The organism is Pseudomonas sp. DC1.2 (assembly GCF_034351645.1).
GTDB lineage: Bacteria > Pseudomonadota > Gammaproteobacteria > Pseudomonadales > Pseudomonadaceae > Aquipseudomonas.
The window spans coordinates 110,384-126,005 of sequence record NZ_CP133782.1 but is presented as its reverse complement, the minus strand read 5'-3'; the positions used below and the strand labels follow the sequence as shown (position 1 = coordinate 126,005).

Here is a 15,622-nt window from a genome sequence, read left to right as displayed (position 1 = left end):
AACTTGACTGGAATAACGACCATGACCCAGAAACTCCTGACCCACCCAGTCAAAGCACTGGCCCTGGCCCTCGGCCTCTTCAGCAGCGTGACCTTTGGCGCCGAGGCGCCGCTGAAAGTCGGCACCACCGCCGCGTTCGCCATTGCGCTGGAAGCCGCCGTCGACGAAGCCGCCAAACAAGGCCTGAAAGTCGAACTCGTGGAGTTCACCGACTGGATCGCCCCGAACGTCAGCCTCGCTGCCGGCGACATCGACGTCAATTACTTCCAGCACATCCCGTTTCTAGAGAACGCCAAGGCTGCCGCTGGGTTTGACTTGGTGCCGTTTGCTCCGGGAATCATCAACAACGTCGGCCTCTACTCGAAGAAATACACAAGCTTCGACGCATTGCCTGAAGGCGCCACCGTGGCCATTGCCAACGACCCGATCAATAGCGGTCGCGGTCTGCAACTGCTGGCCAAAGCCGGGCTGATCACGCTCAAACCGGGTGTCGGCTACAAAGCCACCGAAGAAGACATCATCGCCAACCCGAAGAGAATCAAAATCCTCCAGGTCGAAGCTGTGCAACTGGTCCGCGCCTATGATGACGCCGACCTGGTGCAGGGCTACCCCGCCTACATCCGTTTGTCGAAGACCTTCGATGCCGGCTCGGCGCTGCTGTTCGACGGCCTCGACCACAAGGAATACGTGATTCAGTTCGTGATCCAGCCGAAAAGCAAAACCGACCCGCGCCTGATCAAATTTGTCGACATCTACCAGCATTCGCCGGCTGTTCGCGCAGCGTTGGACAAGGCCCACGGCACGCTGTACCAAGCGGGCTGGGAAAGCTGAACATGACGGCCGCTATCCAACGGCGACTGGAGATTCCAGAGCCCCACAATGCGAAGCAAACCGACCTGCACCCACAGCTTAACCACGCGCATGTGCGCTTCATCGGCCTGGGTAAAACCTACAACGGCCAGCAAGGTCCGGTGGCGGCGTTGCACGGCATTGATCTGGCGATCCAGCGCGGTGAAGTGTTCGGCATTATTGGCCGCAGCGGCGCAGGAAAATCGTCACTGATCCGCACCATCAATCGCCTGGAACAGCCGAGCACCGGACGGGTGCTGATCGATCAAGTGGACATTGGCGAGTTCGATGAAAACCGCTTGGTCGCGCTGCGTCGGCGCATCGGCATGATCTTTCAGCACTTCAACTTGATGTCGGCCAAGACAGTTTGGCAAAACGTTGAATTGCCGCTGAAAGTCGCTGGCGTGCCCAAGGACCGGCGTCAGCTTAAAGTTCGCGAACTGCTGGAACTGGTGGGTCTGCAAGACAAACACAAGGCCTACCCGGCGCAGCTTTCCGGTGGACAGAAACAACGCGTCGGCATCGCCCGCGCGTTGGTCCACGACCCAGAAATTCTGCTGTGCGACGAAGCCACGTCAGCGCTGGACCCAGAGACCACGCAATCGATCCTCGGCCTGCTGCGCGAGATCAATCAACGGCTGGGCCTGACCATCGTGCTGATCACCCACGAGATGGCCGTGATCCGCGACATCTGCGACCGCGTCGTGGTGCTGGAGCATGGGCGAATCGTCGAGCAAGGCCCGGTGTGGGAGGTGTTTGGCAATCCGCAACACAACGTCAGTAAAACCCTGCTGGCGCCGCTGCAACATGCGTTGCCGCAAGCGCTGCAACGTCGCCTTGAGCCACAACCACAGGCTGCGGACGCCGCCGTGGTGCTGCGCCTGCAATTCACCGGCAGTGCCACGGATGAACCAGACCTGGCGGCATTGTTCAGCGCCCTGGGTGGTCGCGTGCAGCTACTTCAGGGCGGTGTCGAACGGATTCAGGACCACGCGCTCGGGCAACTGCTGCTGGCAATCACCGGCTCGTCGCTTGACGCCGAACAATTGCGTCAACGCGCCAGTCACTGGGCGCAACAGGTGGAGGTACTGGGCTATGTGGTTTGATCGTTTGCTTCAGGGTTTTATCGACACCTTTTTGATGGTCGGCGTGTCATCACTGATCGCGTTGCTGGCGGGCATTCCGTTGGCGGTGATTCTGGTCACCAGTTCCAAGGGTGGCATCTACCAGGCCCCGGTACTGAACCGCGCACTGGGCGCGTTCGTGAACCTGTTTCGCTCGATTCCGTTTCTGATTTTGATGGTGGCGCTGATTCCGTTTACCCGGTTGATCGTCGGCACTACCTACGGCGTGTGGGCCGCCGTGGTGCCGCTGACCATCGCTGCCACACCGTTCTTTGCACGCATCGCCGAGGTCAGTTTGCGCGAGGTCGATCACGGCTTGATCGAAGCCGCGCAAGCCATGGGTTGCCGGCGCTGGCACATCGTCTGGCATGTGCTGTTGCCCGAAGCGTTACCGGGGATTGTCGGGGGATTCACCATTACGTTGGTGACGATGATCAACTCGTCGGCCATGGCCGGGGCGATTGGTGCCGGTGGGCTGGGGGATATTGCGTATCGCTATGGCTATCAGCGTTTCGACAGCCAGATCATGTTGACGGTGATTGTGTTGCTGGTGGTGTTGGTGGCGATAATTCAACTCGGCGGGGATCGGTTGGCTCGGGGGCTGAACAAGCGCTGAGCGATCTTGGCGGCACTCACTCCCCACACGATGAGGGATTTTTCCCAACGGACCTGCCGCGCTGCGCGTCCGTCACGGCCTATCAATGCAGTGACCACCTCAAAGCCTCTGACCGGGCATTGGTGTTTTCCATCTGGCATTTGCTGGAGATTGCCAACGCCATGGTTGATCGGTCGATTGAAAGTTGGGGGATGAAACAAACCTGAATCGTCAGTGATATCGCCTTCGCGAGCCTGCTGGCGAATGGCGGCGAAGCAGCCCCAAGGTTGATGGCGTATATTCGGCAAACCCCAATTGCCTGCGCAGCCCACCATGAAACAAACCCCCGACGACCTTCAGCAGATCACCGCCACCACCCTGGATCATTACAATTCGGTGGCCGAGGACTTTCGTGAAGGGACGCGCGACCATGACGTCAGTCAGAACATCGACGCGTTGCTGCGGCACATTCAGGGCGCAGCACCGTTCAGCATTCTCGACTTCGGCTGCGGGCCAGGCCGTGATTTGCAGACGTTCACGCGCAGGGGCCACACCGCCGTCGGCCTTGATGGCTCCGAGCAGTTTGCACACATGGCCCGCGAGGACAGCGGTTGCGAGGTCTGGCAGCAGGATTTTCTGAAACTCGATCTACCGGCCGACCGCTTCGACGGGATTTTTGCCAATGCGGTGCTGTTTCACATCCCGCGCCAGGAACTGCCTCGGGTGTTGAAGCAGTTGCACGGCACGTTAAAGCCGGGCGGGGTATTGTTCAGTTCCAATCCCCGTGGGGAGAACCAAGAGGGCTGGAACGGGCCACGCTATGGGGCGTATCACGATTTGCAGGCGTGGCAGACCTTGCTGACCGAGGCCGGGTTTGTCGAACTGGAGCATTACTACCGCCCCACGGGACTGCCACGCGATCAACAGCCTTGGCTGGCAAGTGTCTGGCGTAAGTCGGCGTAGCCAGGTCGGGCGCCTTCGCGAGCAGGCTCACTCCCACATTAGATTGAATGTCATCTGTGGGAACGAGCCTGCTTGCCTTACTGCACTTCTTTCTTTGGCTCGCGAATTTTGTACCAGGCCACATACAGCGCGGGTAAAAACAGCAGCGTCAGCAGGGTGGCGATGATGATCCCGCCGATCATCGCGTAGGCCATCGGCCCCCAGAACACCTCGCGGGCAATCGGGATCATCCCCAAACTGGCCGCCGCCGCCGTCAACAGGATCGGCCGGCGACGATGCTCCGTCGCCTGCACCACGGCGTCCCACGGAGAAGCACCGTTGTTTTCGAACTCCTCGATTTGCGTCACCAGAATCACCGAGTTGCGGATGATAATGCCGATCAGCGCCAGAATCCCGAGAATCGCCACAAAGCCCATCGGCGTCCCCGTCGGAATCAGCGCCAACACCACGCCAATCAAGCCGAGTGGCGCGACGCTGGCCACCAGGAACAGCTTCTGCACGCTGTGCAACTGGATCATCAGAAAGGTCGCCATCAAAAACAGCATCAACGGCACCACCTTGGCAATCGGGCCCTGGGCCTTGCCACTTTCCTCGACGGTGCCGCCGGTGGCGACCTTGTAGCCCACCGGCAACCCGGCAGCGAATTTATCGAGGGTCGGCTTCAGTTGTTTGATCAGATCGGTTGGCTGGATTTCGTCGCGAACAGCCGCCTTGATGGTGATCGTCGGCTTGCGGTCGCGGCGCCACACCAGCGGTTGCTCCAGTTCATAGCGCACGGTGGCAAAGGCCAGCAACGGAATCGAGGTGCCGCTTGGCGTGACGATTTGCAGGTTTTGCAGGGTCTCAGGGGTCCCGCGTTCAGCATCTTCGGCGCGACCGACCACGTTGATCAGGTAAATATCGTCGTCCACCTGAGTTATTGGAGAGCCAACGACGATGCCGTTCATGAGGTTGGCCACGTCTTCGGAGGACAGCCCCAGTTGCCGCGCCTTGTCCTGAGCAATGTCGATGCGCAGCACTTTGCCGGGCTCGTTCCAGTCGTAAATGATTTCGCCGATGTGCGAGTTTTTGTCCAGTTCGGTGGCCAGTTCGATCGCGTGTTTACGCACTTGATCGATGTCTTTGCCACTGACCCGGTACTGAATCGGCCGACCGACCGGCGGCCCCATTTCCAGAGACTGGACGTAGCTGCCGATGCCGACGAAGTCTTTGCGCAGCCGATCACGCAAGCGTTGAGTCAGCGCGGTGCGCGATTCCAGGCCTTTGCTGACGATCACCAGTTGTGCGTAGTACGGGTTCTGCAATTGCTGATCGAGGGGCAGGTAAAAACGAATCGCACCCTCACCGATGTAAGTGCTCCAGCGCACGATGTCTGGATCGTCCTTGAGGGTCGCCTCAAGTTTATCCACGGCCTTGCGCGTTTCGGCTATCGAAGCATTTTGAGGAAGGTTGAGGTCGACGAGGATTTCTGGACGGTCCGAGGACGGGAAAAATTGGTTCTGCACGAACTGCATGGAAAACACCGACGCCACGAACAGCGCGAGGGTGATGCCGATGGCCCACCAGCGATTGCGCATGGCCCAGAGCATGCCGTAGTTGAAGGCCCGACCAATGCGCCCAGGCTCCGCTGAATGCGGTTTAACGTTGGTGCTGAGGATATGTACGCCAATCACCGGAGCGAAAAGCACCGCAACCACCCATGACACAAGCATGGCCACGGCGATCACCGCGAACAGGGTGAACGTGTACTCACCGGCCGAACTCGCGTTCAAGCCAATCGGCACGAAACCGGCGACGGTCACCAGCGTACCGGTGAGCATCGGAAACGCGGTTGAGGTGTAGGCGAACGTCGCCGCTTGCTCCTTGGTTTCGCCCATTTCCAGGCGCGTGACCATCATTTCCACGGTGATCATCGCGTCATCCACCAACAACCCGAGGGCAATGATCAATGCACCGAGGGAAATCCGCTGCATGGTGATGCCGCTGTATTCCATAAACACAAAGACCATCGCCAGCACCAGCGGGATCGAGCATGCCACCACCAGCCCCGCGCGCACGCCGAGGCTGATAAAACTGACGATCAGCACGATCACTACCGCTTCGAACAAGGCACGGGTGAAGCCGCCAACGGCTTCTTCCACCACGTCTGACTGATCCGACACGTTGTGTACGCCGATGCCTACCGGCAGGTCCGCGGTCAGGTCGGTCATGCGCTGGTGCAGCGCCTTACCGAACTCCTGGATGTTGCCGCCCTTCTTCATCGCAATGGCGAGGCCGATGGCGGAGTGGCCGTTGAAGCGAAATTGCGGGGTGGACGGGTCAACGTAGCCGCGGCTGATCTCGGCGATGTCAGCCAAGCGATAGAAACGATCATTGAGGCGCAGGTTGACGTTGGCCAGGTCTTTCTCGGACTCAAACTGCCCTGAAGTGCGCACCGAAATCCGCTCGGGACCGGCTTCGATCACCCCTGCCGGGGTCACGGCGTTCTGCGATTGCAGGCTCTGAACCACCTGACGCTGGTCGATGCCGAGTGCCGCGAGTTTGCGGGTGGAGAAGTTCAGGTACAGCACTTCATCCTGCTCGCCGATCATCTCGACCTTGCCCAGCCCTGGCACTCCGCGGATCTCGGCGCGGACTTGTTCGACGTAATCGCGCAACTGACGCATCGACAGGCCGTCGGCGGTAAAGGCATACACCGAGCCATAAACATCGCCGAACTCGTCGTTGAACCCCGGCCCTTGCAGGCCTTTGGGGAAGTCGCCGCGAATGTCGTTGATCTTCTTGCGTACCTGGTACCAGATCTCCGGGATGTCCTTGGCGCTGGTGGTGTCACGCAAGTAGACGAACACCGTGGACTCACCGGGCCGGGTGTAGCTTTTCACGTAGTCGAGGGAATCGAGTTCTTCGAGTTTTTTCTCGATGCGGTCAGTGACCTGCTTGAGGGTCTCCTCTTGGGTCGCGCCCGGCCAACGGGTCTGGATCACCATAGTTTTGATGGTGAATGACGGGTCTTCCTCGCGGCCGAGGTTCATGTAGGAGAACACGCCCATCAGCAGCGCGACGAACATCAAATACCAGACAAACGACTGATGTTTGAGGGCCCATTCGGATAAGTTGAAACTCCCTTTCATCGCGGGCTGCCCTCATCAATTTTCACTTTTTGCCCAGGTTTCAGGCTGTTTACACCGGCACTGACCACACGCTCACCCGACTTCACGCCACTGGCCAACACCACCGTCGAGTCTGTGCGGCTGATCAGGCTGACGTCACGCGGGGCAACGGTCTGGCTCTGTGGATCGATCACCCAGATGCGGGTTTTGCCGTCGACTTCTTGCAGGGTGCTGAGCGGCAGTTCGATTCGCGGTGTGATCGCCGAACTGAGGGTCACGCTGATCGCCGTGCCCAAACGCAAACCCTGCGGTGTATCGGCCAGGGTCAGGCGGGCACGACGGGTGCGTGTCGCGCTCTGCGCCTGGGGTTCGATTTCACGCACGATGGCGGTGCTGGTGATGCTCGGGTCCAGCTGCGCAGCGACCAGAAACACCACATCCGCCGGCAGTCGATCGACCAGCGTGTCGGGCAGGTCGATCACCGCTTCCTTGATGTCCGGTTGCGCCAGGGTCACCACTTGCTGGCCAGCGGTAACCACTTGCCCGGCCTCGGCTTTCCAGGCGGTGACGATGGCTTTGTGATCGGTGCGTAACTCGACGTAATTGAGCTGATCCTTGGCCTGATTGACCGACGCCTTGGCCTGATCCAGCGAAGCCTGAGTGGTTTTCAGGTTGGTCTGAGCGATGTCCAGTTGCGCCTGGGCGCCGACCCCGCGATCAAACAACTGCTGCTGGCGTCGGGCGCTGGCCTGGGCGTTGATGAACTGCGCCTGAATCCGCGCCAGATCGCCTTGGGCCGAACGCAATTGGTTTTGCTGGTCGGTGGGGTCAAGGGTGGCGAGCAGCGCACCCGTCTCGACTTCGGCGCCGACATCTACGTTTCGACTGGCGATGCGACCCGGCACCCGGAAGCCGAGGTTGCTTTCGTAGCGCGCCTGGATGTTACCGGCAAAGCGACCGAGGTCCTCCTGGTCGAGGGCCTTGACCTCGACCGACAACACCGGTCGCACCGGTTCCGGTGGTGGTTCTTTTTTAGAGCAGGCGATCAACAGCAGGCCGCCGGCTAAAAGCATCAGGCGCTTCATGGCTGGGCTCCCGGTGCCAAATCTTTGTAGGTGTTTTCGGCGATCTCGACTTTCATTCCGGGGTGCAGCAACTGGCCACCGGCGATGATGACTTTTTCACCACCGTCCAGACCGCCGCTGATGATCACATGGCCGGTCAGGTAACGGCCGACGGTGACGGTATGCAATTGCGCTTTGCCGTTAGCGTCCACCAGCCACACGGCCGGGTCGCTAAGGTTTTTGGTCAACGCTGACCACGGCAGCTCTACGGCAGACTTACCGGGTGCCTTGGCCGTCGCGCTGACCACCGAACCGAGTTGCATACCGTCAGGTAAACCGTTGAGGGTGACTTTGACTTGCACGGTTCCGGTCTGAGCCGAAACCGCCGGAGTAACTTCACGCACGGTGCCGGTGGTCTTGATCGCCGGATTGTCGAGCAGGCTGACCACAATCGACTTGTTTGAAGAGGGTTCGGACAGCAGCGATTCGTAGACGTTGAACACCGCATCGCGCTCACCGTCCCGGGCCAGACTGAAAATTGGCACCGTAGCCTGCACCACTTGCCCTACTTCGGCCTGACGCGCGGTAATCACCCCCGGCGCTTCAGCGATCAGCGCGGTGTAGCCCAGTTGTTCGCGAGCGTTGGCCAATTGCGCCTGCGCCGCGGTCAGCGCGCTCTGACTGCTGCGTAACGCGGCCTGGGCCGAGTCGTATTCGCTTTGGCTGGTGTAGCCCTTGGGCAGGAGTTTTTGCTGGCGAACAAAAGCCGCCGCCGTCTGTTTGACCCGGGCCTGTTCAGCGACGACTTGGGCCTGGGCCGAATCGACGTTGGTTTGCAGGTCCTTGGGGTCAAGTTTGGCCAGGACTTGTTTGGCTGACACGCGGTCGCCGACATCGACCATGCGCTGGATGATCTTGCCGCCGACGCGGAACGACAGTTCGGTCTGTACCCGTGCCTGAACGTCACCGGTGAGGGTCACCGAGGCCGCGTAATCCGCTGGTTTGACCGCCTGCACAAATACCCGTGGCAGGTCCTTCTCGACCGGTTTCTTATCGCCACAGGCCGTCAACAACGCAAAGAGGCTGAGGCCCACCATTACTTTCAATCCGGTACCCGCCATGCAGACTCCTTTGCGGTGAACAAACGTGCAAGTGACGATACGACTGTGAGCTTAGAACAGGGTTCCACGCGCGCACGGGTTTGCTGCAAACCCTTTTGGAGATCACAGTGTTGCCGACAATAAGGCAAACTGCGCGCCTATGCAGCAGGACGCTTCTCATGCTCAACATTCTCGCGGTGGCTAATTACCGCTCGATCAATAAATTGGTGATCCCGCTGGGTCGGTTGAACCTGATCACCGGCCCCAACGGCAGTGGCAAGTCCAACCTCTACCGGGCACTGCGCCTACTGGCGGAAACCGCTCAGGGTGGCGTGGTCAATGCGCTGGCCCGCGAAGGCGGGCTGGAGTCGACTTTCTGGGCCGGCCCGGAAAACATCAGCCGGCGCATGCGCAACGGTGAAGTTGCCATCGAAGCCTCTTTACGCAAGTCTCCGGTGCGCCTGCGACTAGGATTTGCCGCGCAGGACTTCAGTTATTCGATAGCCCTGGGCCTGCCAAAGCCCTCGCAGTCCTATTTCTCTTTCGATCCGGAAATCAAAAAAGAATGCATTTGGTCCGGACCGTTCTACCGCCCAGCGAGCCTGCTGGTGGACCGCGACGGCCCCATGATTCGGGCCCGTGAAGGCCATGGCTGGGAAGTGCTGACCCAACACACGCCAAATTTCGACAGCCTGTTCGATCAAGTGGGCAACTTGCGCAGCTCGCCGGAGGTGTTGCAGCTACGCGAGTTCATCCGCCGCTGGCGTTTCTACGATCACTTTCGCAGCGACGCCGACGCCCCCGCCCGCCAACCCCAACTGGGTACCCGCACGCCGGTGTTGCACCACGACGGTCGCGACCTGGCCGCCGCGTTGCAGACGATCCGTGAAATCGGCGATCCCGAGGCTTTGCAGACAGCCATCAGCGATGCCTTTCCCGGTGCGCGTTTGAACATCGCGCCATTGCAGGGCGGCCGATTTGCCATCGAGTTTTATCAGGAAGGATTATTGCGGCCATTGTCGGCAGCGGAGTTGTCGGACGGGACGTTGCGTTACCTGTTGCTGGTCGCGGCGCTGCTGACGCCCCGGCCACCGTCCATGATGGTGCTCAACGAACCGGAAACCAGTCTGCACCCGGACCTCTTGCCGGCATTGGCGCGGTTGATTATCCGCGCCTCCGGGCAGTGTCAGGTGTGGGTGGTGTCCCATGCGCGGCGGTTGATTTCGACGTTGCAGGAAGACCCGGAGTGCAACTGCATCGTGCTCGAGAAAACGCTGGGCCAGACCGGGATTGTCGGCCAGCGAATGCTGGATGAACCGGCGTGGTATTGGCCGGATTGAGGTAAACCGATCGTTCCCCCGCTCTGCGTGGGACCGATCAGCTCAGAGCATCACCCCTGCCACTTACCGCCCTCGACAATCACGCTGTCAGGCTGGGTGTCATCGCTCAGTTCTTTACGCACGTACTGGTCGTACAGCTTGAGCAAATACTTCTCTTCACCCAGCTTCGCCAACTCGGTGTTCACCCAGTCGCGCAGCTCGATGTTGCCCTTCTTCACCGCTGGAGCAATCGGTGCTTCAGCGCCCAAGGTCTGAGCGAGCACGCGGTAGCCAGGGTTTTGCTTGGCCCAACTGAACAACACCAAATTGTCTTGCGCGTAAGCATCACCGCGACCATTGGCCAGGGCTTGCAGCGACTCGGAGTTTTTCTCGAATTTCAGCAGTTTCCAGTCCGGGTGGTTTTTGGTCAGCCAGATATCCGCGGTGGTGCCCGTGGTGACGATGGTGGTGCGGCTCGCCAGGTCATCAAGGTTTTTTACCGGGCTGCCCTGCGGAACCAGCGCCTGTACCGCGACCTTGAGGTTCGGGTTAGTAAATTCCACCGCCTCCTTGCGCTCCGGGGTGACGGTCATGTTGGCCAGGATCAGATCGACCTTGTCACTTTGCAGGAACGGAATGCGGCTGGCCGGCTCCACCGTCACGAACTCGACTTTGTTTTCATCGCCCAGCAAGTCCTTGGCGAATTGACGGCCAATATCGGTATCAAAGCCGACGTAGCGTCCCGCTTCATCAACAAAACCAAACGGCGGTTTGTCGGTGAAGACGCCGACAATCAGTTTGTCCCGTGCTTTGATTTTCTCCAGGTAGCTGGCAGCCGGGGCCGCGCTGGCACTGGTGGCAGCAGGTTTGGTGGACGTGTCCGATGGGCCGCAGCCGGTCAGCAGTGCAAGGCCGAACAGCGGCAATAAGAAGCGTGAAGACGTGGCAGTTTTCATAGCAGTTCCAGTTCCTTGGTTTGAGTCTTTTTGGGCAGGGCTTCGACGTAGGAGAACTTCTCCAGGAACTGCTGCGCTCGCGCGGTTTGCGGGTTCGTAAAGAAAATCTCGGGAGGGTTTTGCTCGAGGATGTGCCCGGTATCCATGAACACAATCCGGTCGGCCACCGCGCGGGCGAAGGCCATTTCGTGGGTCACAATCAACAGCGTCATGCCTTCGCGGGCCAGGCCCTGAATCACTTCCAGCACTTCCTTGACCATTTCCGGGTCGAGGGCGGCGGTGACTTCGTCGAACAGCATCACTTGGGGGTTCATGCACAGCGAACGGACGATGGCGATGCGTTGCTGCTGACCGCCGGAGAGCTGACGCGGGAAGGCATCGCGCTTGTCCGAAAGGCCCACGCGCACCAGCAAGGCTTCGGCCTGTTCACGGGCTTCGCGACGTTCACGTTTTTGCACTTTGAGCGGGCCGAGCAGCAGGTTATCGAGCACCGTCATGTGCGGAAACAGGTGATAACTCTGGAACACCATGCCGATCTGCTGGCGCACCTCGCGCCAGTCGGTGCCCTTGTCCAGCAGCTCGCGGCCGGCAAACTTCAAACTACCGCTGTGAGCGACTTCCAGGCCATTAAGGCAGCGCAGCAAGGTACTTTTGCCGCAGCCGCTGGGGCCGAGGATGACGATCACCTCGCCGGACTTCACTTGCAGGTCGATCTCGTTGAGCACCTGCTGTTCGCCGAAAAACTTGTTGAAACCCTTGAACTCGATCAATGCGCTCATGCTTGCGTCCAGCGCCGCTCTAGCACGCGCGAGGCGGCCGACAGCGGGTAGCAGATGAAAAAGAAAAACAGGAACAGTGCGCCGTAGATCAGCACCGATTCGTAGGTACGCTCGATGATTTGCTGACCGACCTTGATCACGTCCACCACACCGATCAGCACCGCCAACGAGCTGGTTTTGATGATTCGCGTGTACACGTTGATCGTCGGTGGCGTCATGCATTTCAGGGCTTGGGGCAACAGCACATAGCCGTAGAGTTGCGCGCTGTTCAAACCGATCGACAACCCGGCCTCTCGCTGACCGCGCGGCAGTGAATGCAAGGCACCGCGTACCACTTCGCCGACCTCGCTGGCGCCCCACAACGACAGCACCAGCACCGCGCAGCCGAAACTCGGAATGCTCAGGCCAAAAAAAATTGGCAACCCGAAGAACAGCAGATAAAGCCAGACCAGCACCGGAATCGCCCGAAACAGTTCCAGGTACACCCGCAGAAGCACCTTCAGCCACTGCGAATTCAGCGTGCATAACACGCCGTAAAGCAGGCCGCCGACGGTACTCAAGGCGATGCTCAGGAAGGAAATCGACAGGGTTTGCGCGGCACCCTTGCCCAATTGCGGCAACGACACCCACAACAATTCAAGACCCGAACTGGCCATGCTGGAGCCTCCTTTCCAGGCGGCTGAGCAGCAGCGACAACGGTAAGAACAGCAACACGCAAATCAGCGTCAGCACGGTGAGCATTTCGTAGGTTTTGTAATAGAGCGCGATGTAACTCTTGGTGGTGTAGAGAATTTCCGGCACCGCCACCGCCGACACCACGGTGGTTTCCTTGAGTAGGAAAATGAAATTGGCGAACAGCGACGGCAGGCTGAGAAGGCCGGCCTGGGGCAGAATCACGTAGCGCAGCAGTTGACCGCGTGACAGGCCAATCGAGCGGCCGGACTCAAGCTGTGCTTGAGGTACGGCCTCTATGCCCGCGCGCAACACTTCCGTCAGGTAGGCACCCCCGAGGAAGGTCAGGGTAATGATCGCGGCGGTAAAACCGGAAACCTTGATGCCCAAGGCCGGCAATGCGAAATAGACAAAAAATAATTGGATCAGCAGAGGCGTGTTGCGCGCCAACTCCACGTACAGCCCGACCAGGCGTTGCAGGTAGGGCGTGCGAAACACCAGAAGTGTCGCATTGAGCAGCGCCACCAGCGTTGAAGTGCCGATAGCGATCAGCCCGACCTGCAGCGTCACGCCCACTGCGTTAAGAAACGCCGGCAGGGTGCTGAGGATAAACGCGTAATCGAGAGTCATTGAACGTCCTGTACGCCGCTCGGTAAGCGACGGTGATGCCATCCATGGGCGGTGGATAACCCCCCGGCAGGCACCGACTTTAAAGGTATAAAAAGAAGAATTTAAATACCGATAAAGCATATTGATATCACGCAAAAAACTATCGGGCGGATTTGCTCCGACAGCCCTAGACAGCTATTTTTCTGTGCGCCACAGGAGGGGACTTTTTTCAAACAGCCTCGCCAGGGACGGAGCGTTTTTGGCCAGTCTCCCGGCCAATCCACCACAAGGAAGAACGCAATGGCTGACGTAAAAATGCCCCAGCGACTGGACCCACAAGACATCGTGAAGTTGCTGATAGCACTGCGCAGGGCGTTGGAGGCCAGGGTGGCGTGAGGGCGCTGAGAGGGTCGCTTCCACGCGCGGCGCAGAAACAATAACGCCGACGCTGCTGCTAGCCGTCGGCGCTCGAAACCTTGAACAGTTGGGTATGGCGTCGAATCAGAACGCGGGCAGTACCGCGCCTTTGTATTTCTGCTCGATGAAGGCTTTGACTTCCGGGCTGGTCAAGGCTTTGGCCAGTTTTTGCATGGCGTCGCTGTTCTTGTTGTCCGGACGAGCGACCAGGAAATTCACGTAAGGCGAATCTGCACCTTCAATCACCAACGCATCTTTGGCCGGGTTCAGACCCGCTTCCAGCGCATAGTTGGTGTTGATCATGTCCAGGTCGACCTGATCCAGCACACGCGGGAGCATGGCCGATTCGAGTTCCTTGAACTTGAAGTTATGTGGGTTCTTGGCGATGTCTTTCGGCGTGGCCAAGGCATTTTTCGGGTCTTTCAACTCGATCAGGCCTGCCTTCTGCAGCAGGATCAACGCACGACCACTGTTGCTGCCTTCGTTCGGGATAGCGATGGTTGCGCCGTCCTTCAGTTCAGCCAGGGTTTTGACTTTCTTCGAATAACCACCAAAGGGTTCGACGTGTACACCGATCACGGTCACCAGGTGCGTGCCCTTGCCTTCGTTAAAGCTGTTGAGGTACGGCAGGGTCTGGAAGTAGTTGGCGTCCAGACGCTTCTGATCGACCTGCACGTTCGGCTGGACGTAGTCGGTGAAGACTTTGATTTCCAGGTCCACGCCTTCTTTGGCGAGGGTAGGCTTGATCAGTTCAAGAATCTCGGCGTGCGGGATCGGCGTAGCCGCCACCACCAGTTTTTCGCCGGCCTGGGCCAGGCTCGCAGTCAGGGCAGCCGCCAATGCGGTGAACAACAGAACCTTTTTCATGCAGTGTCCTTATCGAGAATCACGGTCGTCAGTGACGACGGCTAACTATGAAGGTGGTTTTTGTTAGGTGCTAGTGAAGTGCCATCGCTGGCGTGACGCGGACAATACCGGGATTTTTTATTCCCGAACAATATCTTTTATTCACTTTCATATTCCATTTTGCTCATACACAGGCACCACCCTTTGCATCCCCAGCGCAAGCTTGCCGCTGGGGGGGGCTTATAGCGTTTGACTGAGGTCTTCGAGCAACCCCTTGAGCGCCGATCGTTCGGCAACGGTGCCGTTTTTGGCGACATGAGCCACTTGCCATTCGATCCGTTCCAGCGACACCGTCGCGTCCGGCAGATTTAAATGCTCCGGCAAAATCTCGTCTCCCGTACTCACCAGCAAGGCAAAGTGAATAACGTTCTCCAACTCCCGGGTGTTGCCCGGCCAACGGTGAGCCTCCAACAGGTGTTGCGCGGCCTCGCTGATCAGCGGCACCGGCAGGTCCAGGCGCTGGCTGTAGATGCCCAGGAAGTATTCGGCGAGGGACAGGATGTCGCCCACCCGCTCACGTAACGCCGGCAATTCCAGCTGACCCTCGCTGAGGTAGTGATACAGCCGTTCATGGAATTTCCCGGCGGCGACCGCTTGTGCCAGATCGATACTGGTGGCGGCCACCAAGCGCACGTCCACCGGACTCGGTTGATGAGCGCCGACGCGGGTGACTTCGTGGTTTTCCAGGGCGGCGAGCAATTTGATCTGGATCGGCAGTGGCAGGTCGCCGATTTCGTCCAGGTACAACGTCCCGCCATTGGCCGAACCGAACCAGCCCGCACGACTGCTGGCCGAGCCGGTGTAGCTACCGGCGGCGTAACCGAACAATTCGGCGTCGGCATAAGTGGGACTGATCGCACCGCAATTGACCGAGACGAACAAGCCGCTACGGTCACTGCCGCGATGGATATGCCGCGCCAGCAACTCCTTACCGCTGCCGGTTTCACCACGGATTAACACTGAGATCGCACGCGGGGCGAGTTGCTCCAACTCCTGGCGCAACTGCCGCGAGCGCGGATCGACAAACACCAGCGCCTTGGCGCGGATGCTCAGAGGGCTTTTTTCGGCGTCGGGGAAGGTCAGCAGCGGTTGACCGAAGGCTTCAAAACTCATGGCAGACTCCCGCCCAAAACCGTCGTGAGACGGTGGGCGATATTAA

At 59.3% G+C, this 15,622-nt stretch carries 14 protein-coding genes and 1 pseudogene; 6 read left to right on the top strand and 9 right to left on the bottom strand.

The window, feature by feature from the left end; translation table 11 throughout:
* Window positions 1–21 precede the first annotated feature (21 nt).
* From RHM68_RS00530 to RHM68_RS00515, 5 genes and pseudogenes are all read left to right on the top strand, one after another.
* Window positions 22–831, top strand: a complete 810-nt coding sequence (locus RHM68_RS00530; protein WP_322220017.1) for a MetQ/NlpA family ABC transporter substrate-binding protein — start codon at window positions 22–24, stop codon at window positions 829–831.
* Between the two features lie 2 nt (window positions 832–833).
* Window positions 834–1,955 (top strand): methionine ABC transporter ATP-binding protein, encoded by a 1,122-nt coding sequence (locus tag RHM68_RS00525; RefSeq protein WP_322220016.1) that lies wholly within the window; start codon window positions 834–836, stop codon window positions 1,953–1,955.
* Window positions 1,945–2,589, top strand: a complete 645-nt coding sequence (locus tag RHM68_RS00520) for a methionine ABC transporter permease (protein WP_322220015.1) — start codon at window positions 1,945–1,947, stop codon at window positions 2,587–2,589. Before RHM68_RS00525 ends, RHM68_RS00520 begins: the two co-directional genes overlap by 11 nt.
* Before the next feature lie 50 nt (window positions 2,590–2,639).
* Window positions 2,640–2,795, top strand: a pseudogene (locus RHM68_RS26560) (DUF6124 family protein); the annotation flags it as partial.
* Between the two features lie 106 nt (window positions 2,796–2,901).
* Window positions 2,902–3,531 carry a class I SAM-dependent methyltransferase gene (locus tag RHM68_RS00515; protein WP_322220014.1) on the top strand — a complete coding sequence of 210 codons (630 nt, stop codon included), beginning with the start codon at window positions 2,902–2,904 and terminating at the stop codon, window positions 3,529–3,531.
* A gap of 77 nt (window positions 3,532–3,608) precedes the next feature.
* Here RHM68_RS00515 and RHM68_RS00510 read toward each other — a convergent pair whose 3' ends face one another.
* From RHM68_RS00510 to RHM68_RS00500, 3 genes are read right to left on the bottom strand one after another with little or no spacing between them, the layout of a single operon-like run.
* On the bottom strand, window positions 3,609–6,662 hold the full coding sequence (locus RHM68_RS00510; RefSeq protein ID WP_322220013.1) for an efflux RND transporter permease subunit: 3,054 nt from the start codon (window positions 6,660–6,662) through the stop codon (window positions 3,609–3,611).
* The gene (locus tag RHM68_RS00505) at window positions 6,659–7,726 is read right to left on the bottom strand and encodes an efflux RND transporter periplasmic adaptor subunit (protein WP_322220012.1); all 1,068 of its coding nucleotides are present in this window, start codon (window positions 7,724–7,726) and stop codon (window positions 6,659–6,661) included. The genes RHM68_RS00510 and RHM68_RS00505 overlap by 4 nt, the downstream gene beginning before the upstream one ends.
* Window positions 7,723–8,826, bottom strand: a complete 1,104-nt coding sequence (locus RHM68_RS00500) for an efflux RND transporter periplasmic adaptor subunit (protein ID WP_322220011.1) — start codon at window positions 8,824–8,826, stop codon at window positions 7,723–7,725. The genes RHM68_RS00505 and RHM68_RS00500 overlap by 4 nt, the downstream gene beginning before the upstream one ends.
* Window positions 8,827–8,984: 158 nt before the next feature.
* On the opposite strand from RHM68_RS00500, the gene RHM68_RS00495 reads away from it, so the two are divergent.
* Window positions 8,985–10,145, top strand: a complete 1,161-nt coding sequence (locus RHM68_RS00495; protein ID WP_322220010.1) for an AAA family ATPase — start codon at window positions 8,985–8,987, stop codon at window positions 10,143–10,145.
* A 50-nt stretch (window positions 10,146–10,195) separates the two neighbouring features.
* Here RHM68_RS00495 and RHM68_RS00490 read toward each other — a convergent pair whose 3' ends face one another.
* The 6 genes from RHM68_RS00490 to RHM68_RS00465 all read right to left on the bottom strand — a co-directional run bounded on the left by RHM68_RS00490 (window position 10,196) and on the right by RHM68_RS00465 (window position 15,576).
* Window positions 10,196–11,080 carry a transporter substrate-binding domain-containing protein gene (locus RHM68_RS00490; protein ID WP_322220009.1) on the bottom strand — a complete coding sequence of 295 codons (885 nt, stop codon included), beginning with the start codon at window positions 11,078–11,080 and terminating at the stop codon, window positions 10,196–10,198.
* Window positions 11,077–11,859 carry an amino acid ABC transporter ATP-binding protein gene (locus RHM68_RS00485; RefSeq protein WP_322220008.1) on the bottom strand — a complete coding sequence of 261 codons (783 nt, stop codon included), beginning with the start codon at window positions 11,857–11,859 and terminating at the stop codon, window positions 11,077–11,079. Before RHM68_RS00485 ends, RHM68_RS00490 begins: the two co-directional genes overlap by 4 nt.
* Window positions 11,856–12,515: an amino acid ABC transporter permease gene (locus tag RHM68_RS00480; RefSeq protein WP_322220007.1), complete on the bottom strand. Its 660-nt coding sequence runs from the start codon at window positions 12,513–12,515 to the stop codon at window positions 11,856–11,858. Before RHM68_RS00480 ends, RHM68_RS00485 begins: the two co-directional genes overlap by 4 nt.
* A complete protein-coding gene (locus RHM68_RS00475; RefSeq protein ID WP_322220006.1) occupies window positions 12,496–13,161 on the bottom strand; it encodes an amino acid ABC transporter permease in 666 nt (221 codons plus the stop codon). Before RHM68_RS00475 ends, RHM68_RS00480 begins: the two co-directional genes overlap by 20 nt.
* 480 nt (window positions 13,162–13,641) lie before the next feature.
* Complete coding sequence (locus tag RHM68_RS00470) at window positions 13,642–14,424, bottom strand: MetQ/NlpA family ABC transporter substrate-binding protein (RefSeq protein WP_322220005.1); 783 nt, start codon at window positions 14,422–14,424, stop codon at window positions 13,642–13,644.
* A 219-nt stretch (window positions 14,425–14,643) separates the two neighbouring features.
* A complete protein-coding gene (locus tag RHM68_RS00465; RefSeq protein ID WP_322220004.1) occupies window positions 14,644–15,576 on the bottom strand; it encodes a sigma 54-interacting transcriptional regulator in 933 nt (310 codons plus the stop codon).
* Window positions 15,577–15,622 lie beyond the last annotated feature (46 nt).